This window comes from Sphingomonas sp. 22176 (genome assembly GCF_052045505.1).
Taxonomy (GTDB): Bacteria; Pseudomonadota; Alphaproteobacteria; order Sphingomonadales; family Sphingomonadaceae; genus Sphingomonas.
Genome location: NZ_JBQEPL010000004.1, coordinates 272272 through 295823 on the forward strand (window position 1 = coordinate 272272; position 23552 = coordinate 295823).

At 66.0% G+C, this 23552-nt stretch carries 22 protein-coding genes, 2 tRNA genes and 1 pseudogene; 15 read left to right on the top strand and 10 right to left on the bottom strand.

Features of this window, described 5'->3' with window-relative positions; genetic code table 11:
- The first annotated feature begins 17 nt into the window (after positions 1-17).
- Genes ACTJKY_RS15895 through ACTJKY_RS15905 form a run of 3 tightly spaced genes read left to right on the top strand, consistent with a single transcriptional unit; the run spans position 18 to position 2409 of the window.
- The gene (locus ACTJKY_RS15895; RefSeq protein WP_440847086.1) at positions 18-584 is read left to right on the top strand and encodes a DUF1285 domain-containing protein; all 567 of its coding nucleotides are present in this window, start codon (positions 18-20) and stop codon (positions 582-584) included.
- Positions 581-1177 (top strand): CoA pyrophosphatase, encoded by a 597-nt coding sequence (locus ACTJKY_RS15900; RefSeq protein WP_440847087.1) that lies wholly within the window; start codon positions 581-583, stop codon positions 1175-1177. The genes ACTJKY_RS15895 and ACTJKY_RS15900 overlap by 4 nt, the downstream gene beginning before the upstream one ends.
- On the top strand, positions 1165-2409 hold the full coding sequence (locus ACTJKY_RS15905) for a CCA tRNA nucleotidyltransferase (protein ID WP_440847088.1): 1245 nt from the start codon (positions 1165-1167) through the stop codon (positions 2407-2409). The genes ACTJKY_RS15900 and ACTJKY_RS15905 overlap by 13 nt, the downstream gene beginning before the upstream one ends.
- Here ACTJKY_RS15905 and ACTJKY_RS15910 read toward each other — a convergent pair.
- The 3 genes from ACTJKY_RS15910 to ACTJKY_RS15920 form a co-directional block, all read right to left on the bottom strand.
- Entirely contained in the window at positions 2349-4028 is a 1680-nt protein-coding gene (locus ACTJKY_RS15910; RefSeq protein ID WP_440847089.1) for a putative bifunctional diguanylate cyclase/phosphodiesterase, read from the bottom strand. The genes ACTJKY_RS15905 and ACTJKY_RS15910 overlap by 61 nt on opposite strands.
- Positions 4029-4128: 100 nt before the next feature.
- Positions 4129-6369, bottom strand: a complete 2241-nt coding sequence (parC, locus tag ACTJKY_RS15915; protein ID WP_440847090.1) for a DNA topoisomerase IV subunit A — start codon at positions 6367-6369, stop codon at positions 4129-4131.
- Between the two features lie 84 nt (positions 6370-6453).
- Positions 6454-7458 carry a hypothetical protein gene (locus ACTJKY_RS15920; protein WP_440847091.1) on the bottom strand — a complete coding sequence of 335 codons (1005 nt, stop codon included), beginning with the start codon at positions 7456-7458 and terminating at the stop codon, positions 6454-6456.
- A 230-nt stretch (positions 7459-7688) separates the two neighbouring features.
- Between ACTJKY_RS15920 and purC the strand changes: the two genes are divergently transcribed.
- The 3 genes from purC to purQ all read left to right on the top strand — a co-directional run bounded on the left by purC (position 7689) and on the right by purQ (position 9581).
- Positions 7689-8468 (top strand): phosphoribosylaminoimidazolesuccinocarboxamide synthase, encoded by a 780-nt coding sequence (gene purC, locus ACTJKY_RS15925; protein WP_440847092.1) that lies wholly within the window; start codon positions 7689-7691, stop codon positions 8466-8468.
- 220 nt (positions 8469-8688) lie between these two features.
- On the top strand, positions 8689-8919 hold the full coding sequence (gene purS / locus ACTJKY_RS15930) for a phosphoribosylformylglycinamidine synthase subunit PurS (protein WP_440847093.1): 231 nt from the start codon (positions 8689-8691) through the stop codon (positions 8917-8919).
- The gene (purQ, locus tag ACTJKY_RS15935; protein WP_440847094.1) at positions 8916-9581 is read left to right on the top strand and encodes a phosphoribosylformylglycinamidine synthase subunit PurQ; all 666 of its coding nucleotides are present in this window, start codon (positions 8916-8918) and stop codon (positions 9579-9581) included. Before purS ends, purQ begins: the two co-directional genes overlap by 4 nt.
- A 57-nt stretch (positions 9582-9638) precedes the next feature.
- Here the strand turns inward: purQ and ACTJKY_RS15940 are convergent, their stop codons facing one another.
- Both ACTJKY_RS15940 and ACTJKY_RS15945 read right to left on the bottom strand, forming a co-directional pair.
- A complete protein-coding gene (locus ACTJKY_RS15940) occupies positions 9639-10451 on the bottom strand; it encodes a sulfite exporter TauE/SafE family protein (protein WP_440847095.1) in 813 nt (270 codons plus the stop codon).
- Between the two features lie 77 nt (positions 10452-10528).
- The gene (locus tag ACTJKY_RS15945) at positions 10529-11272 is read right to left on the bottom strand and encodes a queuosine precursor transporter (protein ID WP_440847096.1); all 744 of its coding nucleotides are present in this window, start codon (positions 11270-11272) and stop codon (positions 10529-10531) included.
- 63 nt (positions 11273-11335) lie between these two features.
- On the opposite strand from ACTJKY_RS15945, the gene ACTJKY_RS15950 reads away from it, so the two are divergent.
- Positions 11336-11412, top strand: a tRNA-Arg gene (locus tag ACTJKY_RS15950).
- 343 nt (positions 11413-11755) lie between these two features.
- On the opposite strand, the gene ACTJKY_RS15955 is transcribed toward ACTJKY_RS15950, so the two are convergent.
- Complete coding sequence (locus ACTJKY_RS15955) at positions 11756-12553, bottom strand: AraC family transcriptional regulator (RefSeq protein ID WP_440847097.1); 798 nt, start codon at positions 12551-12553, stop codon at positions 11756-11758.
- A 76-nt stretch (positions 12554-12629) separates the two neighbouring features.
- On the opposite strand from ACTJKY_RS15955, the gene ACTJKY_RS15960 reads away from it, so the two are divergent.
- From ACTJKY_RS15960 to ACTJKY_RS15995, 8 genes are all read left to right on the top strand, one after another.
- The gene (locus ACTJKY_RS15960; protein WP_440847098.1) at positions 12630-14729 is read left to right on the top strand and encodes an FUSC family protein; all 2100 of its coding nucleotides are present in this window, start codon (positions 12630-12632) and stop codon (positions 14727-14729) included.
- Positions 14726-14923 carry a DUF1656 domain-containing protein gene (locus tag ACTJKY_RS15965; RefSeq protein ID WP_440847099.1) on the top strand — a complete coding sequence of 66 codons (198 nt, stop codon included), beginning with the start codon at positions 14726-14728 and terminating at the stop codon, positions 14921-14923. Before ACTJKY_RS15960 ends, ACTJKY_RS15965 begins: the two co-directional genes overlap by 4 nt.
- 13 nt (positions 14924-14936) lie before the next feature.
- Complete coding sequence (locus ACTJKY_RS15970; protein ID WP_440847100.1) at positions 14937-15833, top strand: efflux RND transporter periplasmic adaptor subunit; 897 nt, start codon at positions 14937-14939, stop codon at positions 15831-15833.
- Entirely contained in the window at positions 15830-17227 is a 1398-nt protein-coding gene (locus ACTJKY_RS15975) for an efflux transporter outer membrane subunit (RefSeq protein WP_440847101.1), read from the top strand. The genes ACTJKY_RS15970 and ACTJKY_RS15975 overlap by 4 nt, the downstream gene beginning before the upstream one ends.
- A gap of 355 nt (positions 17228-17582) precedes the next feature.
- Positions 17583-17996: a VOC family protein gene (locus ACTJKY_RS15980; protein WP_440847102.1), complete on the top strand. Its 414-nt coding sequence runs from the start codon at positions 17583-17585 to the stop codon at positions 17994-17996.
- 119 nt (positions 17997-18115) lie between these two features.
- Entirely contained in the window at positions 18116-18490 is a 375-nt protein-coding gene (locus ACTJKY_RS15985; protein ID WP_440847103.1) for a VOC family protein, read from the top strand.
- Between the two features lie 38 nt (positions 18491-18528).
- The gene (locus tag ACTJKY_RS15990) at positions 18529-19365 is read left to right on the top strand and encodes an EamA family transporter (RefSeq protein WP_440847104.1); all 837 of its coding nucleotides are present in this window, start codon (positions 18529-18531) and stop codon (positions 19363-19365) included.
- 132 nt (positions 19366-19497) lie between these two features.
- Positions 19498-19569: transfer RNA gene (locus ACTJKY_RS15995), tRNA-Glu, on the top strand.
- Between the two features lie 240 nt (positions 19570-19809).
- On the opposite strand, the gene ACTJKY_RS16000 is transcribed toward ACTJKY_RS15995, so the two are convergent.
- The 4 genes and pseudogenes from ACTJKY_RS16000 to ACTJKY_RS16015 form a co-directional block, all read right to left on the bottom strand.
- Entirely contained in the window at positions 19810-20049 is a 240-nt protein-coding gene (locus ACTJKY_RS16000; protein ID WP_440847105.1) for a hypothetical protein, read from the bottom strand.
- Between the two features lie 160 nt (positions 20050-20209).
- Positions 20210-20803: a hypothetical protein gene (locus ACTJKY_RS16005; protein WP_440847106.1), complete on the bottom strand. Its 594-nt coding sequence runs from the start codon at positions 20801-20803 to the stop codon at positions 20210-20212.
- A 56-nt stretch (positions 20804-20859) separates the two neighbouring features.
- The gene (locus ACTJKY_RS16010) at positions 20860-21138 is read right to left on the bottom strand and encodes a hypothetical protein (RefSeq protein ID WP_440847107.1); all 279 of its coding nucleotides are present in this window, start codon (positions 21136-21138) and stop codon (positions 20860-20862) included.
- A 670-nt stretch (positions 21139-21808) separates the two neighbouring features.
- Positions 21809-23552: pseudogene (locus tag ACTJKY_RS16015) on the bottom strand (glycoside hydrolase family 31 protein); the annotation flags it as partial.

Here is a 23552-nt window from a genome sequence, read left to right on the forward strand (position 1 = left end):
GCGCGCTAAGGGAAGCCATGCCCAACACGCCGCCCCCCGATTTCGCCAGCCTGTCGCTCGCCGAGATCGCCCGCCTGGCGGAAGAGCACCGCCTGCCGCCGGTCGAAAGCTGGAACCCGGCGCATTGCGGCGACAGCGAGATGCGCATCGCCCGCGACGGCACCTGGTTCCACCAAGGCAGCCCGATCAGCCGACCGGCGATGGTGCGGCTCTTCTCCACGATCCTCCGGCGCGAGCCCCACGGGGGCTTCGTGCTGGTGACGCCCGTCGAAAAGCTCGACATCGTTGTGGAGGACGCGCCCTTCGTCGCGGTCGAACTCAAGATCGAGGGCGAAGGCAAGGCGACGCGCCTGGCCTTCCGGCTGAACACCGGGGATGTCGTCGTCGCCGGGCCCGAGCATCCGCTGCGGATCGAAGCGCGCGAAGATGGCCCGCACCCCTATCTGACGGTGCGCGGCGGGCTCGACGCGCTGGTCGGCCGCAACGTCTATTACGAACTCGCCCAACTGGCGCTCACCCAGGACGGCAAACCGCCAGGTGTGTGGAGCCAGGGCGTGTTCTTCCCGCTCGAGCCAGAGGCATGAGGCTTGCCGACCAGCTCCGGCGCGCGCTGGAGAGCGGGCCGGCCCAGGCGACCACCCTGCTCCCCGGCGACCACGCCTTTTTCGATCCCGCCCAGGTGACCAGCGCCGCCGCCGTATTGCTTGCGGTGACCGATCGCGATGCACCCGGCGTCCTTCTCACCCGCCGTAACGCCAATATGCGCCGTCATGCCGGGCAGATCGCCTTTCCCGGCGGCCGCATCGATCCGGAGGACAAGGATCCGGTCGACGCCGCGCTGCGCGAGGCCGAGGAGGAAATCGCCCTGCCCCGCCGGCTGGTCGAGGTGGTCGGCACGGTCGAGCAATATCGTACCGTCACCGGCTACCAGGTAACGCCGGTGATCGGCGTGGTCCCGCCGGACCTTACGCTCGTGCCGTCCGAAGCCGAGGTGGCCGAGGTGTTCGAAGTGCCGCTCGACTTCCTCCTCGACGACGCCAACCATCAAAAGAAAAGCGCGCTCTACCAAGGGCATGAGCGCCATTATTACGAGATAATGTGGAACGACTATCGAATCTGGGGCGCCACCGCGGCGATGCTGGTCAACCTGTCGCGGCGAATGGCATGGCCGCGTTGACGCTGCCGGAGACCGACTGGCGCACCCGGCCCGGCCTCGACGCGCTGACCAAGGTGCTGGGTGCGGGCGAGGGGCTGTGCCGCTTCGTCGGCGGCGCGGTGCGCGATGCGCTGCTGGACATTCCCGTCGCTGATCTCGACCTGGCCACAGCGCTCTCCCCGGATGACGTGCTCTCGCGGCTGCGCGCCGCCGGTATCCGCGCGGTGCCGACCGGCCTCGAACACGGCACGATCACGGCGGTGCTGGACAGCGGCCCGGTTGAGGTGACGACGCTGCGCCGCGACGTCTCCACCGACGGCCGCCACGCCACCGTGGCCTTCACCGACGACTGGCGTGAGGACGCAGCACGCCGCGACTTCACCATCAACGCGCTCTATGCCGATCCCAACACCGGCGCGCTGTTCGACTATTTCGACGGGCTGGCCGATCTGGAAGCCCGGCGCGTACGCTTCATCGGCGATCCGCTGCGGCGCATCGCCGAGGATCATTTGCGCATCCTGCGCTTCTTCCGCTTCCTCGCCCGCTTCGGCCACACGCCGGATCCCGAAGGGCTCGACGCCTGCACCGCCCGCGCCCGCGACCTGATGGCGCTCAGCCGCGAACGCATCCGCGACGAGCTGCTCAAGCTGCTGGTCGCCCGCGACGCCGTGGGCGTGACCGCGCTGATGCTGGAGCGTGGAATCCTCGAACCGGTCGTGCCGGAGATCACCACCACCGCCAAGCTGGCCGAACTAGCCGATCGCGAAGCCCAGCTCGGGGCTACGCCCGACCCGATCCGTCGCCTCGCCGCGCTGCTGCCGCGCGACCCGGCTGCGGGCGATCTGATCGGTGCGCGGCTCAAGCTCTCCAATGCCCAGCGCAAGCGGCTGGTGCTCGCGCTGACCGACGGCGGCACCGACGACGCCCGTGCCCTCGCCTATCGGATCGACCGCGAGGCCGCCGAGGATCGCCTGCTGCTCGCGGCTGACGATGCGGAAGCCGCCAAGGGTTGGGCATCACTCACCGGGTGGGAAATTCCGCGCCTGCCGCTCACCGGCGGCGCCTTGGTCGAACGCGGCCTCGCCAAGGGCCCGGACGTCGCCCGCGCGCTGCGTGCGATCGAAGATCAGTGGATTGCGGAGGCCTTCCCCGATGCGGGGCGAGTCGACGCGATCGCCGACGCCGTGGTGGCTCAGGCCTTGAACGCCTCGATCAGCGCGAAGGCAGCGTCGCCGGGGACCGGCCGGGAATAATGATAGCCCTGACCGTAGGTGCAGCCCAGCGCGCCTAGGGTCTGGGCGAGCTCCGGCGTCTCGATGCCCTCGGCGGTCGTCTGCATGCCCAGCGCATAGGCGAGGCTGAGGATCGCGCGGATGATCGCCACCTTGTCGCGATCGGCGAGCATGCCGGTGACGAAGCTGCGGTCGATCTTGAGCACGTCGATCGGCAGCTTCTGCAGATAGGCGAGGTTCGAATAGCCGGTGCCGAAATCGTCCATTGCCAGCGTGGTGCCGAGGTCCTTCAGCGCGGTCATGGTCTGGGCGATGCGATCGGGATCGCTGACGATCGCGCTTTCGGTCAGCTCCAGCGTGAACCGCGAGCCGGGCATCTTGTGGCGATCGAGCGCGTTCTTGACCATCGCGCCGATCTGGTCGCGCTGCAGCTGGATCGCCGAGAGATTGACCGCGATCTTCACGCCGCAATTGCCGCCCGCGCGCACGTCCCATTCGGCGAGCGTCCGCGCAGCCTCTTCCATCGCCCAGCGCCCGAGCGGGACGATCAGGCCCGACTCCTCCGCGACGGGGATGAAGGCGTTGGGCGAGATCAGCACGCCATCGTCATTGGTCCAGCGGGCGAGCGCTTCGAACGAGGTGATCCGGCCGGTGCCGAGGTCGCAGATCGGCTGGAAGTTGAGCGTCATGCAGCCATTTTCGATGGCGCGGCGCAGTTCGGTCTCGATCGCGAACTGCTCGCGTGCCAGGTCGAAGGCGCGGGTGTGGTAGAATTCGGTATGGCCGCTCTTCTTTGCGCGCCGCACCGCCAGCTGGGCGTTGCGCACCAGATCCTCGGGATCGGTATCGATATCACAGCCGAGCGCGATACCGATCGAGCAGTCGACCCGGATCTCGAAATTCGAAAGGCGGAAGGGATTGGTGAAGGCCGCATGGACGCGCTTGGCAACCTGCGCGGCGTCATCGGGCCCGTCGTCGAGCGTCATCAGCACGCCGAATTCGTCGCCACCGATCCGCGCCAGCACGTCGCGCCCGCGCAGCGCACCCTTGATGCGGCGCGCAACCGAGATCAGCAGCTCGTCCCCCGCCAGCGCGCCCATGCAGGCGTTGACCCGGCTGAAGCGATCGAGGTTGATCACCAGCACGGCATGCGCGGTCGCCCCAGCTTCGCCGAGCCGCGTTTCAAGCTCGTCCGAGAAGCCGGCGCGATTCGGCAGGCCGGTGAGGCTGTCGGTCGCCATTTCGCGGCGCAGGCTCTGCTCGGTGCGGAGTTCGGAGGTCTGGTCGATCAGCGTGATCAGGCAGCGCGGCTCGGCCGGGTCGCGGCGGGCGAGCACCACGCGGAAATGGCGGCTGTCGACCTCGCCGCCGAAGCGCCAGGCGATTTCCTCCTGCTGCAGATCGGAGGCAAGGAACTGGCCGATCCTCGCGCCGAGCAGTTGCACCACCGGCGACTCCTGCGCAGTGCAGCCGAGCCCTGCGACACGGAAGGGACCATTGACCGCCGTAAAGACGTAGCGACCGTTCTGGATTTCCAGCACGGCAGCCGGGATCGGCATCAGTTCGAGCAGTGCGTCGGTCCCCGCCGGCAGCGCCGAAGACGGGTCCTCGACCCGCGGAGCAGGCTCCGCGGTACGCATACTCAGAGCCCGGACCCTTCGAAACGCCATCCCCCTCGGCATAGCCGCAAACTAGTTAAAGCGGCCTGAAGGACGCGGGCGCATCCGCAGGTTTTATCAATCAAAATTTGTTATCACGCGGGAAACCGGTGGGCGGCATCCGCCCCGCTGCGCCGCGTGCGGCGCGCCACGGCATCACGTCGGGTTCGGAGCGATAGCGCTCCTGCTCGCCCCCCATCCGCCAGCGCAGGCCGTCGGCGAATTTGAAGGTGATCACGTCGGACAGGCCGCCGTCGCGATAGCGCTGGAGCTGCACCCCCTGCCCGCGCGTCATCTCCGCCACTTCGGAGAGCGGGAAGACCAGCATCTTACGATTGTCGCCGATGGCCGCGACGAAATCGTCCTCGGGCCCGACCGGGCGAACCAGCTTGAGGTGCGCGCCGGGCCTTGGCGTCACCACCTGCTTGCCCTTGCGGGTCTCGGCGACGACTTCCTGGCTGCTCACGATGAAGCCGCGCCCGTCGCTCGCCGCGACCAGCAGCTTCGGCGCAGCGCTGGCGGGCAACAGCGTGACGATGTGCCGCTCCGCTTCCAGGTCGACCAGCAGCCGCACCGGCTCGCCAAAGCCGCGACCGCCGGGCAGCTTGTCCGCACCCAGCGTGTAGAAGCGGCCATTGTCGGCGGCGAGCAGCAGCTTGTCGGTGGTCTGGGCGTGGAAGGCCAGGAAGGGCCCGTCGCCTTCCTTGAACTTCAGCGCCTCCCCGCCGAGATCCTCGACATGCCCCTTCATCGCGCGGATCCAGCCACGCTGCGAGAGGATGACGGTGATCGGCTCGCGCTCGATCATCGCCTCCAGCGGGATCTCGCGCGCCGGCGCCATCTCGATGATCGCGGTGCGGCGGGCGCCCAGCGGCGTCTCCAGGCCGTAGCGCGTGATCATCTTGCCCAGGGCGCGCTTCATCCAGGTGCGCTGGCGGCCTTCCGAGCCGAGCAGCGTCTCCAGCTCGGCCTGTTCCTTCTCCAGCTTCTCCTGCTCGCGGCGGAGTTCCATCTCCTCCAGCTTGCGCAGGGAGCGCAGGCGCATGTTGAGGATGGCTTCGGCCTGGCGATCGGTCAGCGCGAACTCGGCCATCATGATCGGCTTGGGCTCGTCCTCGGTGCGGATGATCTCGATCACCCGGTCGAGGTTGAGATAGGCGGTGATGTAGCCGCGCAGCAGCTCCAGCCGGTCGGCGATCTTCGCCAGCCGGTGCTGTGATTTGCGCTGGAGGACCACGAACTGGTGTTCCAGCCAGCCGGCGAGCGCCTCGCCCAGGCTCATCACTCGCGGCGTGCGGTTCTTGTCGAGCACGTTGAGGTTGAGCGGCACGCGCACTTCGAGATCGGACAGGCGGTAGAGGCTGTCCATCAGCGTGTCGGCATCGACGGTACGGCTGCGCGGCTCGAGGACGATGCGGATGTCCTCCGCCGATTCGTCGCGAACGTCGCCCAGGATCGGCAGCTTCTTGTCGTTGACCAAGGCGGCGATGCCCTCGATCAGCTTGCCCTTCTGCACGCCGTAGGGGATCTCGCTGACGATCAGGTGCCAGCCCCCGCCCTTCTCGGTCACCTTCTCGATCTTGGCGCGCACGCGGAAGCTGCCGCGGCCGGTGGTATAGGCCTCCGCGATCGCGGAGGGGCTGTCGACCGCGATGCCGCCGGTCGGGAAGTCGGGGCCCTTGACGAAGTCGAGCACATTGGCCGCAGGATTGTCGATCAGCGCGACCCCGGCCTGCATCAGCTCGGCAGCATTGTGCGGCGGAATGCTGGTCGCCATGCCCACCGCGATGCCCGCCGCGCCATTGGCGAGCAGGTTCGGGAACAGGCCGGGGAACAGCTCCGGCTCCTCGTCCTCGCCATTATAGGTCGGGCGGAAATCGACGGCGTTCTCGTCGAGTCCGTCCATCAGGTCGATCGCGACCTGCGTCAGCCGCGCCTCGGTGTAGCGATAGGCCGCCGCGTTATCGCCGTCGATATTGCCGAAATTGCCCTGCCCGTCGACCAGCGGATAGCGCAGCGCGAAGGTCTGGGCCAAGCGCACCATCGCGTCATAGACCGAGGCGTCGCCATGCGGGTGGTATTTACCGATCACGTCGCCGACGACGCGCGCGCACTTCTTGTACCCGCTCGCCGGATCCAGCTTGAGCAGCCGCATCGCCCAGAGAAGGCGGCGGTGGACCGGCTTCAGCCCGTCGCGGACATCGGGCAGCGAACGCGCGGTGATCGTCGACAGCGCATAGACGAGGTAACGCTCGGAAAGCGCGCTGTCGAAGGGCACATCGGAGGCGCCGGAAGGTTCGGAAACGTCGGTGTCGAGGCTCATCGCCATCCCGGATAGCAGGCAGGAGGGGGAAACGCCAAGGGCGTTCCCCTTATGATCCAGCCAATGTCGCGAATTGTTTCGGGATCAGCCCACCAGATGGCGGAAGAAGCTGCGGTTCCCGGCGATCAGCGGCCGCAGATGCTCCGGCACCTCGCGCAGCTTCAGCTTGCGGATCGAGGGCGTGCGGTGCGACGGCCCGATCGAGACGAGCAGCGACAGCATGCCCCGCCGGTGCAGCGGCGGCGTACCGCGATGAAGCGCGAAGGTATTGACGAAATAGACGTCGCCCTTCTCGGCCAGCACCACGCCAGCGCCCATCGCCTGCTTGAGCGCCTCCAGATCCTCGTCGCGGAAACGACGCACCTCGTAATATTCGCGCAGGCCCGAAGTCTTGGGAATCATCTCCAGCGGACCGTCCTCGCGCGTTGCGATCGGCGAAAGCGGCACGAACACGCGAATGAAGTTGAGCGGCTCGGCGCAGTCGCGGTGCCAGTTCTGGTTCTGATAGGCGAAGCCGGCCGGCTGCGAGATCCACGCCCATGCCCAGCTCAGCGCCGCGCGCGGCCCCAGCGTCTCGCGGCAAAAGGCGATCAGATCGGGGTTGCTGCAGATTTCAAGGAAGGCCGGATCCTCGAACAGCCGCTGCGGATCCATGTAGAGGAACGGATGGTCGGTCGCCTCGGGCGCACCGCGATGCTCGAACCCCGGCAGATAGGGATCGCTGAACGTCTGGGGCGCGAACATCGCGGCGGCCATGCGATCTACCAGCGCCGGCGAGAGCATCTTCTCGGCGAAGTGGAAGTCGATCTCGCGGAACTCCGCCGCGCGCGGCGTGCGGCCGATGCGCGCCAGCGGCGCACGCAGCAACCGCTCGATCCGTCCCAATTTTCGCAGCCTGGCGGGGTCGTTGGACCTGGTGCGCAACCAGAAGATATAATTGTAGGCATAGTTGTAGAACGCCAGATGCCGCCACCGCGCCAGCCGATTATTGCGCCGAAGGCCTTCGGCCACCTGCACCGTATATGGCTTGATGCCGGCTTCGGGCGTATGATCCAGCCCGACCAGCATCGCCTTGCCGAAGCGCGTCATTGTCCCGTTCCGTTGCTGCCCATAGCCTTCCCATTTTAGGACGGCTGCGGGCACACAGGAGGTATTTAGGGTAATTAGCGGCGCGGCCGCCGACGCCGCGCAGCCGGTGCCGCGCCGCATTGCACCCCCGCCCCCCTTGCGGTATAGCGCGAAGCCTTCCAGAGCCCCGGCGGTCACGCGGAGAAATCCCGTGGAGCCGGGGCAACGCATTTCCAAGGGACTAGGCCGACATGGCACGCCGCCGGCAAATCTACGAAGGCAAGGCTAAGATTCTCTACGAGGGTCCGGAGCCCGGCACGCTGATCCAGTATTTCAAGGACGACGCAACGGCCTTCAATGCCCAGAAAAAGGGCACGATCAACGGCAAGGGCGTGCTCAACAACCGCATCAGCGAGCACGTCTTTACGCTGCTCGGCGGCATCGGCATCCCGACCCACTTCATCCGCCGCCTCAACATGCGCGAACAGCTGATCCGCCAGGTCGAGATCGTGCCGATCGAGGTCGTGGTGCGCAACGTCGTCGCCGGTTCGCTGGCGAAGAAGCTCGGCATCGAGGAAGGCACCCCGCTGCCGCGCACGATTGTCGAATATTACTACAAGGACGATGCACTCGGCGACCCGATGGTCACCGACGAGCACATCCTGGCGTTCGGCTGGGCCGCGCAGGAAGAACTGCACGACATGGCCGACATGGCCATCCGAGTGAACGACTTCCTCTCGGGCCTGTTCGCCGGCATCGGCATCCGCCTGGTCGACTTCAAGCTCGAATTCGGCCGGATCTGGGAAAACGACTATCCCCGGATCATCCTGGCCGACGAGATCAGCCCCGACGGCTGCCGCCTTTGGGACATCACCACCGGCGAAAAGCTCGACAAGGATCGCTTCCGTCGCGATCTCGGCGGCGAAGTCGAAGCCTATCAGGAAGTCGCCCGCCGCTTGGGCCTGTTTCCGGAAGGCGACGGCTCCGACGTGCTCGACCTTGAGACGCACCGCAAGAAGCGGGGGAAGTAAGCCATAGCGTTTCCTCCCCCGGAGCATGGCTCCGGAGGAGGGGGACCATTCGCGCAGCGAATGGTGGAGGGGGCCTCGCCGCAAGCGGGGCCCTTTGTCGTTTGCCCCCTCCACCACCGCCTTCGGCGGCGGTCCCCCTCCCCCGCTTCGCGGTGGAGGAAACGACTGTTTCCACGTTTTACCGTTGCGACTTCGGCCCTCTCGCGCCATAGCGCCGCCCATGAAACTCCGCATCATCGTCACCTTGAAGAACGGCGTGCTCGATCCGCAGGGCAAGGCCATTCAGAACGCGCTCGGCGGCCTCGGTTTCGAGGGCGTCGAGGATGTCCGCGCCGGCAAGATCTTCGAACTGGAGGTCGCCGATTCGACGAGCGACACCGCGATCGACGAGATGTGCCGCAAGCTGCTCGCCAACACGGTGATCGAGAACTACCGGATCGAAAAGCTGTGAAGACCGCGGTCATCGTCTTCCCCGGCTCCAACTGCGATCGCGACATCGCGGTCGCGCTGGAGAGCGTGACCGGCACCAAGCCGCACATGGTGTGGCACGGCGACAGCGAACTGCCCGAGGGCTTGGGACTGATCGCCCTGCCCGGCGGCTTCTCCTATGGCGACTATCTCCGCTGCGGCGCCATCGCGGCGCGCTCGCCGGTGGTGCAGGCGGTGATCGAGGCGGCCAATCGCGGCACGCCGGTGATCGGCATCTGCAACGGCTTCCAGATCCTCACCGAGACCGGACTGCTGCCGGGCGCACTGATGCGCAACGCGGGGCTGGATTTCGTGTGCCGCGACGTGCCGCTGGTGGTGGACAACAGCCAGTCGATCTTCACCAGCGCCTACCAGGCGGGCGAGCATCTCTCGATCCCGGTCGCGCACCATGACGGCAATTATTTCGCCGATGCCGAGACGCTGGACCGTCTCGAAGGCGAAGGCCGCGTGGCGTTCCGCTACGGCGAGAACATCAACGGTTCGGCGCGGGGCATTGCCGGTGTGGTGAACGCCGCCGGCAACGTGCTCGGCATGATGCCGCACCCGGAGCGCAAGATTGAAGCCGCACATGGCGGCGACGACGGCCGCCGGCTGTTCGAAGGGCTGCTCGCCGCGGTCGCCTGATCGCTACGGCGTAAGAATATAAGGCCGCGGTCCCCGGACCGCGGCCTTTTTTTATGGTCAGAACAGCATCTTCAGCCCGACTACCGCGAGCGTCGCGGCAAGGATCGGCACCAGCACCTTGTCCGAGGTGCGCGTCGCCAGCAGGCTGCCGAGGATGATGCCGGGGATCGAACCGGCGAGCAGCGACACGAGCAGCGATCCGTTCACCGATCCCAGCATCCAGTGGCCGAGCCCCGCGAGCAGGGTCAGTGGCACGGCATGGGCGATGTCCGACCCGACCAGCTTGTTCACCGCCTGGTGCGGATAGAGCATTAGCAGAGCCGTCATCCCCAGCGCCCCTGCCCCCACCGAGGTCAGCGACACCAGCAGTCCCAGGACCGCGCCGAGCGCGATGGTGACATAGCCGATTCGCGCCTCGCCGAGCCGCTCGAACTTGGGCGCCATGAACGGCACCAGCCTGCTGCGGAAGAAGGTGGCGACTGCGGTCACCACCAAGGCGATGCCCAGCGTGACCGTGATCACCCCGCCGCTATTCTTGGCATGCTCCTGCGCGCTTGAGAGGAACAGCAGCGTCAGGATCGTCGCGGGGACGCTGCCATAGGCGAGCCGCCGCACGACCTTCCAGTCGATGGTGCCGTGCAGGCCGTGCACCCCCGCCCCCACCGTCTTGGTGGCGGAGGCGTAGAGCAGGTCGGTGCCCACCGCGGTGGCCGGGTGGAAGCCAAAGGCGAGAACGAGCAACGGCGTCATCAGCGAGCCGCCGCCGACCCCGGTCATGCCGACCAGCAGCCCCACGAGTACCCCGGCGATGGAATATAGCGGATTGAACGCGAGCACGGGAATCCTTGGCAACCAATTTCCCACCAGCATGCGGGGATTTTCACCGAACGCCAGAAAGAATTGGTTTCAGGCCTTCGCAGCGCTCCCCACGCGCGATCGGCCGGGGCTCAAATGCGGGTCGCGAAGGGCGTAAAGTCGGTACCCTCGTCGAACACGTCGACGCCTTCGGCGCGCTTGAGGAACCCCACGACCAGATAGGTGAGCGGCGTCAGCAGCACTTCCCAACCAACCTTGAGCACCCACTGGGTGAACAGCACCTTCACCACCAGCGCGTTGGTCCATCCCTCGGCGCCCCAGAAGGCGAGCGGGTAGAAGATCAGGCTGTCGATCGCCTGGCCCGCGATCGTCGAGCCGACGGTACGCGTCCACAGCATCCGGCCGCCGGTCCACAGCTTCATGCGTGCGAGCACATAGGAATTGACGAACTCGCCCGCCCAGAAGGCACAGACCGAGGCGAGCACGATCCGCGGCACCTGCCCGAAGATCACCGCGTACGCCGCCTGATTCTTCCAGTCCGGCGCCGGGGGCAGTTCCACGACGACCCAGGACATGAACGCCATGAACAGCACGGCGGCCGTCCCGGCCCAGATCACCCGGCGCGCGCGGGCATAGCCATAGACCTCGGTCAGCACGTCACCGATGATGTAGGAAATAGGGAAGAACAGGATGCCGGCGCCGAACGGCCAATATCCCACGCCGGGCAGCCAGATCTGCGCCACCTTGCCCGCGCCGATCACATTCGACAGCAGGATGATCGCGACGAAGGCCGCCATCACGAAATCGAAATAGCGGAAATGCCCGCCGGCGAGGCTGCGGGCGGTGACGTGGGTGGGCCGGGATGGCATGTTCATCGCACTGCACTATGCGAGGCGTTTGCCCCCCGCGCAATCTGCGCTTAAAGGCATCCACAATGCGCGCCCGTAGCTCAGTTGGATAGAGCACGAGCCTTCTAAGCTTGGGGCCGCTGGTTCGAATCCAGCCGGGCGCGCCATAAACAGCTGGAAAATTCGCGTTACCTAATAGGCGCTTTTGTGGACCTAGGTAACGCATAGGTAACGGAGGTGCATTCCGCATCCCGCGAATCTGAAGTCGCGATCATTGTTGCTCGTTGAAGAGGTGCAGCAGCTAGATCTGGCAACGCACAGCGCTGCGAAGACAGAGGTCACAGGTTTGAATGCTGTCGGGTGCGACATATTTCAGTGGCTTAGCCACTTCAACACCAAACTCATCTAATATGCGTCAAATATGCGCGTGCGCACACACGCGGCCGCGGGCGCACGTCGGACCTACGATCCCACCACCCAAGATCCCGGTCTGCTCCGCGAGCTTGAACATCAAGCCCGATTATGTCGCCTTGCGGCGAAGAAGCGCGCAGGCGTACTCCCCAGCGCCTTTTGAAACATGGTGATGAACGCATTGACGGACTCATAGCCCAGATCCGCAGCCACGCCTTGCACGGATGCACCTCCTGCCAGTTCCCGAAGCGCGATGACCAGATGTAGCTGCTGGCGCCAACGACCGAAGGTGAGACCGGTTTCGCGGATCATAAGGCGTGACAATGACCGTTCGCCCATCGCCACGCGCTTCGCCCATTCCGCCTGGGTGGCGCGGTCCGACGGGTTGGACGTCAGCGCATCGGCAATGGCCCGGATTTTAGGGTTGGTGGAAACCGGCAGGTTGAACCGCTCGTGTGGCATCTCGGCCAGTTCGTCGAGCAGCACGCGCGCCAGCCGTGCGCCATGGCCGTCCGGCGGATAGCTGGCGCCTTCCTCTGTCAGTCGATCGATCATCGCGCGGATCATCGGGGATATCGACAACGCGCAGCAATGGTCCGGCAGGCTTGCCACCCCCGGCTCGACGAACAGGTAGCTCAGCCGCGCGTTGAGCGTGGCGCGGGCACTGTGGGGCGTGCCCCCCGGAATCCAGACTGCGCAGTTCGGCGGGACGATCCAGAGCTGGTCGTTTGCGGTGCAAGTGACCGCACCATGCAGCGCCAGGATCATCTGCCCCTTGCGGTGCACATGCGCGGGCACCTCTGCCGCATAGTCCGCGAAATCGAGATTGCGGGCAACCGCAGGCCGGTCGGTCGCGTCGGGATCAAAGGCGGCGATGGCAGGTTGCGGAGACAGCATGCGATTGACCGAATTCAGGGACTGATTGTCAGGATACCGAATTTATAACGATTTGAGAATCGTTATCAACAAGCCAATGGGTATCTGGCTGTTTTACACTTATGGTTGGGTCGGGCCGCGTCTGACGCTGCCGCCGATCGGCACCTTCCTGCGCACACCGGCACTGCGAACCGATGCGGAGGCGCTGCTCTTCTCCGCCAAGACCTTCGCGGCGGCGATGCTGGCCTATCACATCGCCCTGCGCATCGGGCTTCCCCGCCCGTCTTGGGCGATCATCACGGCCTATCTGGTCTCGCAAGGCTCGGCCGGTGCATCAATCAGCCGCGGCGTCTATCGCATGGCGGGCACGCTGGTCGGCGCCGCGGCGACGGTGATGATCCTCCCGACCTTTGTCGGCGAGCCGATCATTTGCAGCCTGGTGCTGGCCGGCTGGATCGGCTTCTGCCTGTTCCTGTCGCTGCTCGACCGCACGCCGCGCGCCTATGCCTTCGTGCTGGCCGGCTATACCGCCAGCCTGATCGGCTTTCCCGGCGTCGCCGAGCCGGACGCGATCTTCGACACCGCGCTGGTCCGCGTGCAGGAAATCGGGCTTGGCATTCTCTGTGCCGTGCTGATCCACCGATTCGTGCTGCCTCGGCCGATGACGGGCCAGTTCCTGGCCAAGGCGACAGCGACGCTGCGCGATGCACGGCGCTTGGCCGGCGACGTGCTGCGCGGCGAAACGGACCCGCGACAGCGCGCCGACCGCCACCGGCTGGCGCTCGACCTGCTTACCCTGGATGGGCTGGCGACGCATCTTCCCTACGACCCGGCGATCGCCCGCCCCCGCCGTGCGACGTTGCGGCACCTCCACGATCGGCTGGCGCGGCTGCTCCCGCTGGCGACGGAGATCGAGGCGCGGTTGTCAGCGATGTGCGACGACGAAGCGCTGGCGGCGCTGCTGCACGCCATCGGCCAGTGGATCGACGCTGCGCCCTCGCCGGAGTCGGACGCCACCGCGCACCATCTGATCGACCGCGCGCATCAGCTACGAGCGACCGTCTATGCCGAACCGGCGCACGAGGGACGGCTGCAGACCGGCAATCTCGCCGGCCACCTCGCCGAACTGGTCGGGCTGCTCCACGAGGGTGACCTGCTGGGGCGGGAGCTTGCGAACGCCCGTCCGGCGCGAAATCGCACACCGCGGTTCGGTGGCATGTCGGCAACGGGCTATGTCCATCACCGCGATCCGCTCATGGCAGCACGTGCCGCGATCGGTGCGACCCTCGGCATCCTGGCCGGCTGCCTGTTCTGGATCTGGTCGGCCTGGCCGGACGGCGGGCTGGCGGTATCGGTGCTCGGCGTCACCTGCGCGCTGTTCGGCAATGTCGACGCGCCTGCGCCCAATGTGCGCAAATACATGCTGGGCTCGCTCTACGGCGTCGTGCTGAGCCTGGCCTACAGCTTCGTCATCCTGCCGCGCGTTACGGATTTCCCAACGCTGGTCGCCGTGCTCGCTCCCCCGTTCCTGTGGGGGGGATCGCTGCAGGCGCGGCCGGCCACGGCCTATATGGCGCTGGGCATTACGCTAACGATCCCGATCCTGTCCGGGCTGGGCGCGCAGTATAGCGGCGATTTGGCCGATGCGCTCAACGGCAGCGTAGCGTTGTTCGTGGCAACCGCGTTCGGGGCGGCAAGCATGACCCTGCTCCAGACCGTGCCTGCCGATGCGGCGATCGATCGCCTGCTGCGGCTGAGCCGCCGCGACGTCGCCCGGCGCGCGCGCGGCCATGGCCCAGCCGAGGCGGGCTGGACGAGCCTGATGGTCGACCGCACGGCCCTGCTCCTGCCTCGGCTTGCGGCCTCAAAGCGCTCGCGCCCCGACACGCTCGACGCGATGCTGCGCCATCTCCGCATCGGGCATGCGGCCGCCGGGCTGCACCGCGCGCTGGCTCCTGCCACTGGCGAGATCGACCAGCAGGCGCGCCAACTGCTTGGGGCGCTTGCCGAGGGTTGGGCAAACGGGCGCGATGGCGATGCCGACGCGCTCACGGCATTGGACCAGCGCCTCGAAACGCTGATCGCGCGCATCGCGGCCGACGCGGACGAAGGCAGGTGGCGGCTGGTCGATCCGCTGCTCGACCTACGCTTTGCGCTAGCTGCCGCAGCCGCCACCGATCCGAAGCGCGCGGCATGATCCGCGACCTCGACATTGCCGGCGTCCTGGTACCGGGACTGCTGGCGCTCGCCTGCCTTGCCCTAATCGCGACAGTGCTCCTCCTGCGGCTCCTCGCCGTCACCGGCCTGCCGCGCCGCCTCGCCTTGCCGGCGCTCACCGAGATCGCCGTGTTCGTCCTCCTCTACGGCCTGCTCGTGCGGGCCAGCCTGTGACCGGAACCCTGTTATGAAGTCCATTCTCTCCGTCCTCGCGCGCTACGGCATCACGCTTGCCGTCGTCGCTATTGCCGCGCTGATCGGCTGGCAGCTCTGGGACCGGCACCAGCAGACGCCCTGGACGCGCGACGGCCGCATCCGCGCGGATGTCGTTCGCGTCTCGACCGACGTCGGTGGGCTGGTGACGCAGGTGACGGTTCGCGACAACGAGACCGTCCGGCCCGGGCAACTCCTGATCGTCCTCGACAGGCCGCGTCTCGCCGCGACGATCGAGCGCACGGACGCCGCCATTGCCGAGGCGCGTGCGCAGCTCGAACAGGCGCGCAAGGAGGCGCGCCGCGACGTCGCGTTGGGCGACCTCGTCGCGACCGAGGCGCGCGAACAGAGCGCTGCCAGGGTCCGGACCTCCGAGGCCGCGCTGACCCGCGCCATCGCCGACCGCAATATCGCCAAGGTCGATATCGAGCGGACCGAAATCCGCGCCACCGTCGCGGGCATCGTCACCAACCTAGACATCCACTCCGGCGACTATCTTGCCTCCGGCGCGCAGGCGATGGCGTTGGTCGACACGGCCTCGCTGCGGGTCGAGGGCTATTTCGAAGAGACCAAGCTGCGCCGGGTGGCGATCGGCGACCGCGCGCGCGTCCGATTGATGGGAGAGGATGGCGAGATCGCCGGGCATGTCGAGAGCATCGCCGCCGCGATCGCCGATGATCAGCGCGACGATACCGGCAATCTGCTGCCGAAGGTCGCGCCGACTTTCTCCTGGGTTCGGCTTGCCCAGCGTATTCCCGTTCGCGTGCATATCGATCGGGTGCCTGCCGGCACCCGCCTGATCGCGGGGCGAACGGCGACCGTGGAGCTTCTTCCCGCCGTCGCCACGACGGCAGGAGGGCGGCGGTCGTGAAGCGCGTCGTCACCACTCTCCCCGCCCTGCTCCTCGCCGGCTGTGTCGCCGAGTCGGACTATCGCATTCCCCCGGCCGCGATCGTCAACCGACCTGAAGCGACGGCACCGTTTCTGGGAAGCAAGGATGGGAGCGTGTCGCAGGCCGCGTTGCCGCCGCGCTGGTGGCGGCTCTACGGCGATTCCCGGCTCGACGGCTATGTCGAGGAGGCGCTGGCCGCCAACACTGACCTGCGCGCTGCCGACGCCAATCTCCGCCGCGCGAGCGCGATTGTTCGCGAAGCCGCTGCCGCACGGACCATAAGCACCGGCCTTAGCGGCCAGGCATCGGGCGGCCGGATCGGCGGCCCCACTGCCGCCCTGCCGGCGCCGTTCAGCTACGCGCTCGGTTTCGATGCCAGCTACCCGCTCGATCTCGCGGGCGGCATCCGGCGCGGGATCGAGGCCGCTACTGCGCAAGCAGAAGTGGCGGTGGCGGCGCGCGATCAGGTGCGCGTTGTGGTCGCGGCAGCCATTGCCCGGAATTATGCACGGGTCTGCACCGATGGGGTGGCCTTGGCAGCGGCGCAGCACATCGCCGCGATCCAGCGCGCGACCTTGGCGGTGGCGGTGCGCACGGCGCACGGGGGACGCGGCACGCGCTTCGACATCGACCGGGCACGCGCCGCCGCCTTCGCCAGTGAGGCAGCCCTCCCGGACATCCTTGCCGACCGAAAGGCCGCGCTGTTCGAAGTGGCCGCGCTGATGGGCCGGACGCCCTCCGATTATCCACGCGAACTCGAGGCCTGCGCCGCTGTCCCCGCGCTTGCGCGGCCGATCCCCGCCGGGGACGGTGCGATACTGCTCCGGCGTCGCCCGGACGTGCGAAGGGCCGAGCGCGTGCTCGCGGCGACCACTGCGGGCATCGGCATCGCGGAGGCCGAGCTCTACCTGAGGGTCAGCATCGGCGGATCGGCAGGCACGGCTGCTTCGATAGGCCGCGCTTTGGGATCGACTTCATTCGGGTTCAGCCTCGGCCCGCTCGTGTCGTGGTCGTTCCCGAACAGGAAAGCGGTCCGTGCCCGGATCGATCAGGCCGGTGCCGATGCCGACGCCGCGCTGGCGGGCTTCGATGGCGCCGTGCTGACCGCGCTGCAACAGACCGAGACGGCGCTATCGGCATATGCCCGGGCGAGGGACCGGCTGCGGGATCTGGAGCGGACGGCAGACGCTGCCGCACATGCGAGCCGTGATGCTCAAAGGCTCCAGCGGTTCGGCCGCACACCCTTCCTCGACGTCCTGAACGCACAGGCCGGGTACGCCGACGCCCAGGCTAGCCTGTCCACCGCTCGCGCCAGCGTCGTCGATCGACAGATCGACCTCTTCCTGGCGCTGGGCGGCGGGTGGGAAGAATGACATCTTTGGGGGCATGTATGTGCGACGCCATGTTTGCTCGATGCCATATTTTGGGAAGTGGCCCCCGGCGCGGATCGCCTAAACCTCGAAAGCGTCGGCAACCTGATCGTAAGTTGCTTAGCGCAAGACCCGTCTCCGGCTTGACGCCCAAACTATGCCCCCTAAATTGCAACGCGCCTAAAAAGACAGCGATGCAGGTATGGTGACAACCTGCGGTCTCCCCGGAGACAGTCACGCTTGAGCGGGTCACGCCGCTCTTGGCCATGGCCGGATACAGCGAGGGTTCACCTCGTGCGTGGCCGGTCGTCGTTGTCTGACCGCGATCGGCTCGTGTCCGTCTAACCAACGGAAAGGCATGACCATGAAGCTGAACCACCTCAACCTATACAGCCATGATGTCGAAGCTGATCGAACGATGTTCGAGCAGTATTTCGGCCTGCACACCCTCGTTGTGCGCGGCACAAAGATGGCAATCTTGCAGGATGACGACGGGCTGGTGTTGATCATCAATCACTTCAAAAACAAGCTTGACGGCTTCGACTACCCCAAACAGCTCGACATACTGCATATAGGCTTCATTCAAGAGACCCGCGATGCCGTGGATGCCCTGCATGCCCGCTTGCGCGGGGACGGATGGGAAACGCAGGCGCCGCGCGATGCGCACGGCGCCTGGTGCTTCTATTTCCGGGCAAAAGGCGGCTACTTCATCGAAGTGACGACGCTTACCCGGGTCCGTCCCGAAGAAGCCTATCAGGATGGCCGGCAATAAGGTCCCTCCTGGGTCGGCGGAGCTATCCGCCGACCATTCTCGTCCTTGACGCCGCTCGGACGAAGCAGCGAAAAAGCCACCGATAATTCCCTGTTTTCAAAGCCAATCTGGGAGAACATATGTTCACGCACATCATGATCGGTAGCAACGACCTGGCACGATCCAGAGCCTTCTATGACGCAACTTTTGCGGCGCTGGGCGGCAAATCGGGCGAGAAGGACGAGAGAGGCCGGCTCATCTACGAACACGACGGTGGAAGATTGATGATCACCCGACCGATCGACGGCCACCCGGCGACGGCGGCCAATGGCGGAACGATCGGCATTGCCGCCCTGAGCGCGGACCATGTCCGCGCATGGCACGAGGCCGGCACCGCGCATGGTGGCACCTCCATAGAAACGCCGCCGTGCGAGCGCCCGAACGGTGTCTTTGTTGCTTATCTCCGGGATCCGGACGGCAACAAGCTCACCGCGCGAACGAAAGCGACGCGGTAATGCGCGGCGCTTGGCTGTGCGGCTAGCCGAGGACCCTCATGTCCATCGGTATCAGCCTGATCGTCCTGGTCGCTGCGGTCCTCCATGCGAGCTGGAACGCCCTTCTGTGCGGAGGCGGCGACCGGCTCTGGTCGATGACGATCATGTGCATCGCCATCGCGGTTGCCTGTGCCCTGATGGCTCCCTTCTTACCGATTCCCGCAAGGGCGAGTTGGGGCTGCGTTGCCTTGTCAGCGCTGCTCCATACCGGATACAACCTCTTCCTCGTACGGACCTACCGGGAAGGCGATCTCGGGCAGACCTACCCGATCGCGCGCGGGGCCTCGCCGCTTTTGGTTTCGCTCGGCGCGGCAATCTTCGCGCGCGAGCTGCCCGACGTACTCAGCCTGACGGGAGTGCTGCTGGTATCGGGCGGGATCGTCGCACTGGCCTTCCAAGGCAGAGCCATCGGGCGGAAAACCTTGCTCTTCGCGCTAGGAACCGGCTGCTTCATCGGCGCCTACAGCGTGACCGACGGGCTGGGCGTCCGGTTGTCAGGCGCACCGCTGGGCTACACCGTATGGATGTGCCTGTCGTGGGGCCTGCTCGCGCCGGCGAGCTACATCATGCTGCGCGATGCCCGCACCCTGGTGCGCGGGCGACAGGAGATGCTGGTAGCGGCTGGTGGCGGGCTTGCCTCGCTTCTGGCGTACGCCATCGTCATCTTCGCCATGGCTCGTGGCGCGATGGGACCCGTGTCGGCGCTGCGCGAGACAAGCGTCGTCTTCGCCGCCGTGATTGGACGCATCTTCCTTCGCGAACGCCTGAGCCGCTATCGGATTGCGGCCTGCCTGGTAGTTGCAACAGGCGCGGTTCTGATCGGCCATCCGGGTTGACGACACATGCGGTTGGATTGAGCCGATCGTACAAAAATCGTGCTGCTCGCCATTCTCGAACCCGGCTCCTTTCGAGAATATTGGCAATTGCCATCTGCATCATGAGAGCTGCCGCGCAAACTTTCCAACAAAGGCTTCTACCCGGCGCCGAGAAAGCGCCCTCTCACGGCGAAAACACGGGTTCGATTCTCGTAGGGGTCACCAGCGTTTTCAACGGCTTATCCGGTAGATAGTTGCACAATGTTGCAATTAACGGCATATTTACTGCGAAACCGTAGCTGGAAGCGGGTGGATTTTCGCCGAATGTTCCATATCAAACGCGCTGCTTACGCGTGTCGAATGCAAGATTCGCTCTCCAATCCCGGGCATTGACAAGCTCAGTGTCCGAACAGCGCTAGCAGCTCGGCTGCCCGGTCTAATCCGGACCGCTTCGTGAGGCTAAGATCACTTGGGACCTATAGCCTTGCACTTGGCGAGGAGCCCGATGAGCTGCGCTACCGAGACCACGGCGAGCAGCAACATGAGCGAGAGCGTGAGCACAAAGAAAGCTTTGACGTCGTCGAAGCTCAACTCGCGCCAGCGCGCCCATGCCTCGTCGATGATTGATATTCCGCGCGGCAGCAGAATAAGCGTAGCGGCGACCGTGGCGCCGGCGAGCGGCAGCGCTTTGGTGAGCAGTATCATCACGACCTGGGGCGCTGGGGGCCCCGATCCTCCTTGTCGGCCGCCGGTATAATCGCCAGCGCGGCCGAAACTGCGGGCAGCCAAAGGGTAAAGAGCGCAGCAAGCACCGCGAGGACGAGGCTTGCCGCGGAAATGGCGTCAGGGAGATGCTCTGTAGTGCTCATGGGTAAAGCGCCTGCAGTTCGTTGAACGCGCCGTTCGCCACCACATAAGTGTCGAACGTGTCGGGCCTGCGGCGGATCGGCGCGCGGGGCGAGTTGGCGGCCGCGAGCTGACCGTTGAGCATCTCAATCACCACCGCGTTCGGGAAGCGCGCCTCGCGTTCGGCTCCCGGCTGGCCTTGGCACGCCGCGATGAAGCGACGCGCCGCCGCCTCCATCACGCCCTTGAGGCGATTGCGGTGCCGCGACAGCGTAGCGCGCAGCAGCGCCCGGCCCTGCGCACTGGTTAGGTTGAACAGCCGCGCGATCCGCTCATCAGTCGGGAAATCGGCGGCCGGCAAGGCCATCAGGATCGCGACCAGCCGACGCTCACGCAAGTCGGTGACGCTGGTCATCGCCTGCCCGGCGAGCATGTCAGCATATTCGCGCAGCGCCGCCGGGGCGTAGAGCTGGAGATGCTGGGCCAGATCGGCGGGATTGCGGCCGAGCGTGTCGGCTGCTGCCGCCGCCTCATCATCGGATAAATCGAGGGTGAAGGTCAGATGGAGCTGAGGCGTGACGGCCAGCTTAGACCAGCCGCGGCCGCCGGGCAAAGCGCCGCCTTACGCCTTCCGCAACGCTTGCGCCGGGGCGGCAGCGCATGCCCGGATCACAGCGCAGCGAGACGCGCGCCGAGGATGTCCCTGTACTTGCCGGGCTCGCAGACGCGATGCGCCTCCTCAAGATCGTCGCGCGCATCGATTTCCGCTGGCTTGCCTTTGGGCTCAATCTGCCAATTTGACCTGGGAGCGTCGATGATGGGCAGTGCGGTCACCGGCCCGATCAGCTTGAGCCAGTGCGCTTCATCTTCGCCCACTGCGCCAGCTAGAAGGTGTGCGAGCAGCTTGCGGATGTCGCCCGTCGTCGTGGGCTTTATCTCGTCGGCCATGGTGCCGACTCTACCGTAGGCGCAGGTGGTTGCACCTCGGAATGGAGGAAGGCGCAGGTTTGCGCTCTCACTGATGTGTAGGCTGGCGATGCAGTTTCCCACCACAAGTGCCGGAAGCTGCCTGAATGCTTGATTTTCAAGCTTCGCACCAGCCCACTTTCAGGGGTTAGGGTCGCTCGGGGTCGATCCCGAACTTATCGATGTACGCTGCTCACTCAGTCGCAAGTCCAGCGTCGAAATTCGGATGTCGAGGGTCGCTCGATTTATCGGATAGTGCCCGGAGGGCTTCTTCGTAAGATCTATCGGCGGCTTCTTCAGCGGCCACCTGTTCAGCGTAATAGTCTTCCTAGGATGTATCGGAGCTTTTGTGCGTCATAAAGTCCTCCGTGTGGTGAGGCCTGAGGGAGTCGAACCCACGTCCCTTCGACAAGAGCGGAACCTAGATCCGCCGCGTCTACGAGCCGTTCTAACCCACCGGCCCAACGGTTTTATCATCGGCGGCGGTCGTATGAAAGCCGTAGGATATCTGCGTTAGCAGGGAGCCACTTAAGAAATCGGGAGTGCTACCTGAGCGGTGGGGCTTCGGCAGGTGGTCGCCAACGTGCTAGCGCTTTACCAGTTCAGCGACAAACCAAGCACACCGTACACGGCCCGCTCGAGGATACTTCCCCTAGAGCTTGTCCGGCTCCACCACACGCGCCAGTTTCACTGCGTCCTGTCCGGTCGGCAGCCGCCCTGACGCGGTCAGGCGTTTTGCCGCATCGTCCCAGCGGAGTGTCGCGGTGATGCCGCCGCCATTGCGATAGCCGTTGGTGACGCCGTCATCGTCATACAGCGTGAAGCTGGCGTCTCGGCCCGGGTATACGCGGATGCTGTCGAGCGCCTGCCTCGTCGCGGTACTCGGCACCTGCACACCCATCGGCACGATCGAGCCCGCACGAACGAACAGTGGAATCTTGTCGATCGGAGCGGCGACCTTGACCGTCTGCCCACCAGTGTAGCGGTGGTTGGTCCAGTAATCATACCAGTCCGCGCCCGCGGGCAGATACACGTCGCGGCTGGTCACGCCCTGCGCGGTGACGGGCGCGACGAGAAAGGCCGGGCCGAACATATACTCGTCGCCGATCGTCGACACCGCCGGATCATTCGGGAAGTCCATGAACAGCGCGCGCATGAACGGTGCACCCGTCTTGTAGGTCTGGTACCCCAGCGAATACAGATACGGCACCATGGCGTAGCGGAGCCGCAGGAAGTTCGCGAGCACCGGCTCGGCGGCCGTGCCATATTCCCACAGTGCTGTGCCCGGGCGTTGCCCGTGGATGCGCAGCGTCGGCGTGAAGCTGTTATAGGCGAACCAACGCGTGAACAGCTCGGGATAGTCGGCATAGCTTGGCGGCATCGCGGTCGCGCCCGCCGGATCGAGCAGTGGCGGCCGCTCGGCCTTCGGGCCGGACGGATACTGCCAGCCGCCGGTATCGCTGCTCCAATAGGCAAGGCCCGTGGCGGTGAATCCAAGGCCAGCCGGCACCTGGCGGCGGAGCGCTTCCCACGTCGATTGCACGTCGGAGGACCAGAACAGCGCACCATTGCGCTGCGTGCCCAGATAGGCGGCGCGCGCAAGGATCAGGTTGCGCAGGTTGGGCCGATCCCGCGCCGATCCTTCCGCCACGCCACTGGTGTGCACCAGCGGGAACAGGTTGTGATAGCGGTCACCCGACCCGATCGAAAAGAAATGGCCGTCCGGCACCAGATCCGGTTCGGTTTCGTCGAGCCAGAACCAGTCGAACCCCTGCGAGGCGATATTGTCGCGGATCTTGCCCCAGAACCCGCGCGGGCCTCGGGAGCGGTAGAATCGAGCAGCGCGCCGGCGCGGTCGGCGCGAACGGGCAGGCCGTCGACGACGCTGCCGTGCTTGTCGTGCAGCAACCAGCCCTTGGCAGCGAGGAAGTCGTAATAGCGCGATTCCCGCTCGAACCGCGGCCACACGCTGATGATCGAACGCATGCCCAGGCCGCGCAGCGTGTCGTTCATGCCCTTCGGGTCGGGGAAGTAGGTGCGGTCGATGTCGAGCCGCCCCATCCGGGTCCAGTAGAACCAGTCGAGGACCATCACGTCGAGCGGCAGGTTGCGCTTGCGATAGCCCTCCGCGATGCCGAGCAGCTCGGCCTGGCTTTCGTAGCGGGCCTTGGACTGGATCAGGCCGAACGCCGCCTTGGGGGCAGGGGTGTGCTGCCGGTCAGCTTGGCATAGCCCGCATAGAGCTGGTCAGTCGTGTCGCCGGTGATGATGAAGAACGACACGCGCTCCCCGACCTTGGACTGCCAGTGCGTGCTGTTGTTGAGGCCCGGCGACACGGTTGTGGCGGACGGATTGTCCCACACGATGCCATAGCCCTTGTTCGTCACCATGAAGGG

What these genes read in the sequence shown, in the direction of transcription:
- ACTJKY_RS15895 (WP_440847086.1), top strand. Translation starts at nt 18, where the DNA reads ATGCCCAACACGCCGCCCCCCGATTTCGCCAGCCTGTCGCTCGCCGAG.
- ACTJKY_RS15900 (WP_440847087.1), top strand. Translation starts at nt 581, where the DNA reads ATGAGGCTTGCCGACCAGCTCCGGCGCGCGCTGGAGAGCGGGCCGGCC.
- ACTJKY_RS15905 (WP_440847088.1), top strand. Translation starts at nt 1,165, where the DNA reads ATGGCCGCGTTGACGCTGCCGGAGACCGACTGGCGCACCCGGCCCGGC.
- ACTJKY_RS15910 (WP_440847089.1), bottom strand. Translation starts at nt 4,028, where the DNA reads ATGCGTACCGCGGAGCCTGCTCCGCGGGTCGAGGACCCGTCTTCGGCG.
- parC (WP_440847090.1), bottom strand. Translation starts at nt 6,369, where the DNA reads ATGAGCCTCGACACCGACGTTTCCGAACCTTCCGGCGCCTCCGATGTG.
- ACTJKY_RS15920 (WP_440847091.1), bottom strand. Translation starts at nt 7,458, where the DNA reads ATGACGCGCTTCGGCAAGGCGATGCTGGTCGGGCTGGATCATACGCCC.
- purC (WP_440847092.1), top strand. Translation starts at nt 7,689, where the DNA reads ATGGCACGCCGCCGGCAAATCTACGAAGGCAAGGCTAAGATTCTCTAC.
- purS (WP_440847093.1), top strand. Translation starts at nt 8,689, where the DNA reads ATGAAACTCCGCATCATCGTCACCTTGAAGAACGGCGTGCTCGATCCG.
- ACTJKY_RS15940 (WP_440847095.1), bottom strand. Translation starts at nt 10,451, where the DNA reads ATGCTGGTGGGAAATTGGTTGCCAAGGATTCCCGTGCTCGCGTTCAAT.
- ACTJKY_RS15945 (WP_440847096.1), bottom strand. Translation starts at nt 11,272, where the DNA reads ATGAACATGCCATCCCGGCCCACCCACGTCACCGCCCGCAGCCTCGCC.
- ACTJKY_RS15955 (WP_440847097.1), bottom strand. Translation starts at nt 12,553, where the DNA reads ATGCTGTCTCCGCAACCTGCCATCGCCGCCTTTGATCCCGACGCGACC.
- ACTJKY_RS15960 (WP_440847098.1), top strand. Translation starts at nt 12,630, where the DNA reads ATGGGTATCTGGCTGTTTTACACTTATGGTTGGGTCGGGCCGCGTCTG.
- ACTJKY_RS15965 (WP_440847099.1), top strand. Translation starts at nt 14,726, where the DNA reads ATGATCCGCGACCTCGACATTGCCGGCGTCCTGGTACCGGGACTGCTG.
- ACTJKY_RS15970 (WP_440847100.1), top strand. Translation starts at nt 14,937, where the DNA reads ATGAAGTCCATTCTCTCCGTCCTCGCGCGCTACGGCATCACGCTTGCC.
- ACTJKY_RS15980 (WP_440847102.1), top strand. Translation starts at nt 17,583, where the DNA reads ATGACCATGAAGCTGAACCACCTCAACCTATACAGCCATGATGTCGAA.
- ACTJKY_RS15985 (WP_440847103.1), top strand. Translation starts at nt 18,116, where the DNA reads ATGTTCACGCACATCATGATCGGTAGCAACGACCTGGCACGATCCAGA.
- ACTJKY_RS15990 (WP_440847104.1), top strand. Translation starts at nt 18,529, where the DNA reads ATGTCCATCGGTATCAGCCTGATCGTCCTGGTCGCTGCGGTCCTCCAT.
- ACTJKY_RS16000 (WP_440847105.1), bottom strand. Translation starts at nt 20,049, where the DNA reads ATGATACTGCTCACCAAAGCGCTGCCGCTCGCCGGCGCCACGGTCGCC.
- ACTJKY_RS16010 (WP_440847107.1), bottom strand. Translation starts at nt 21,138, where the DNA reads ATGGCCGACGAGATAAAGCCCACGACGACGGGCGACATCCGCAAGCTG.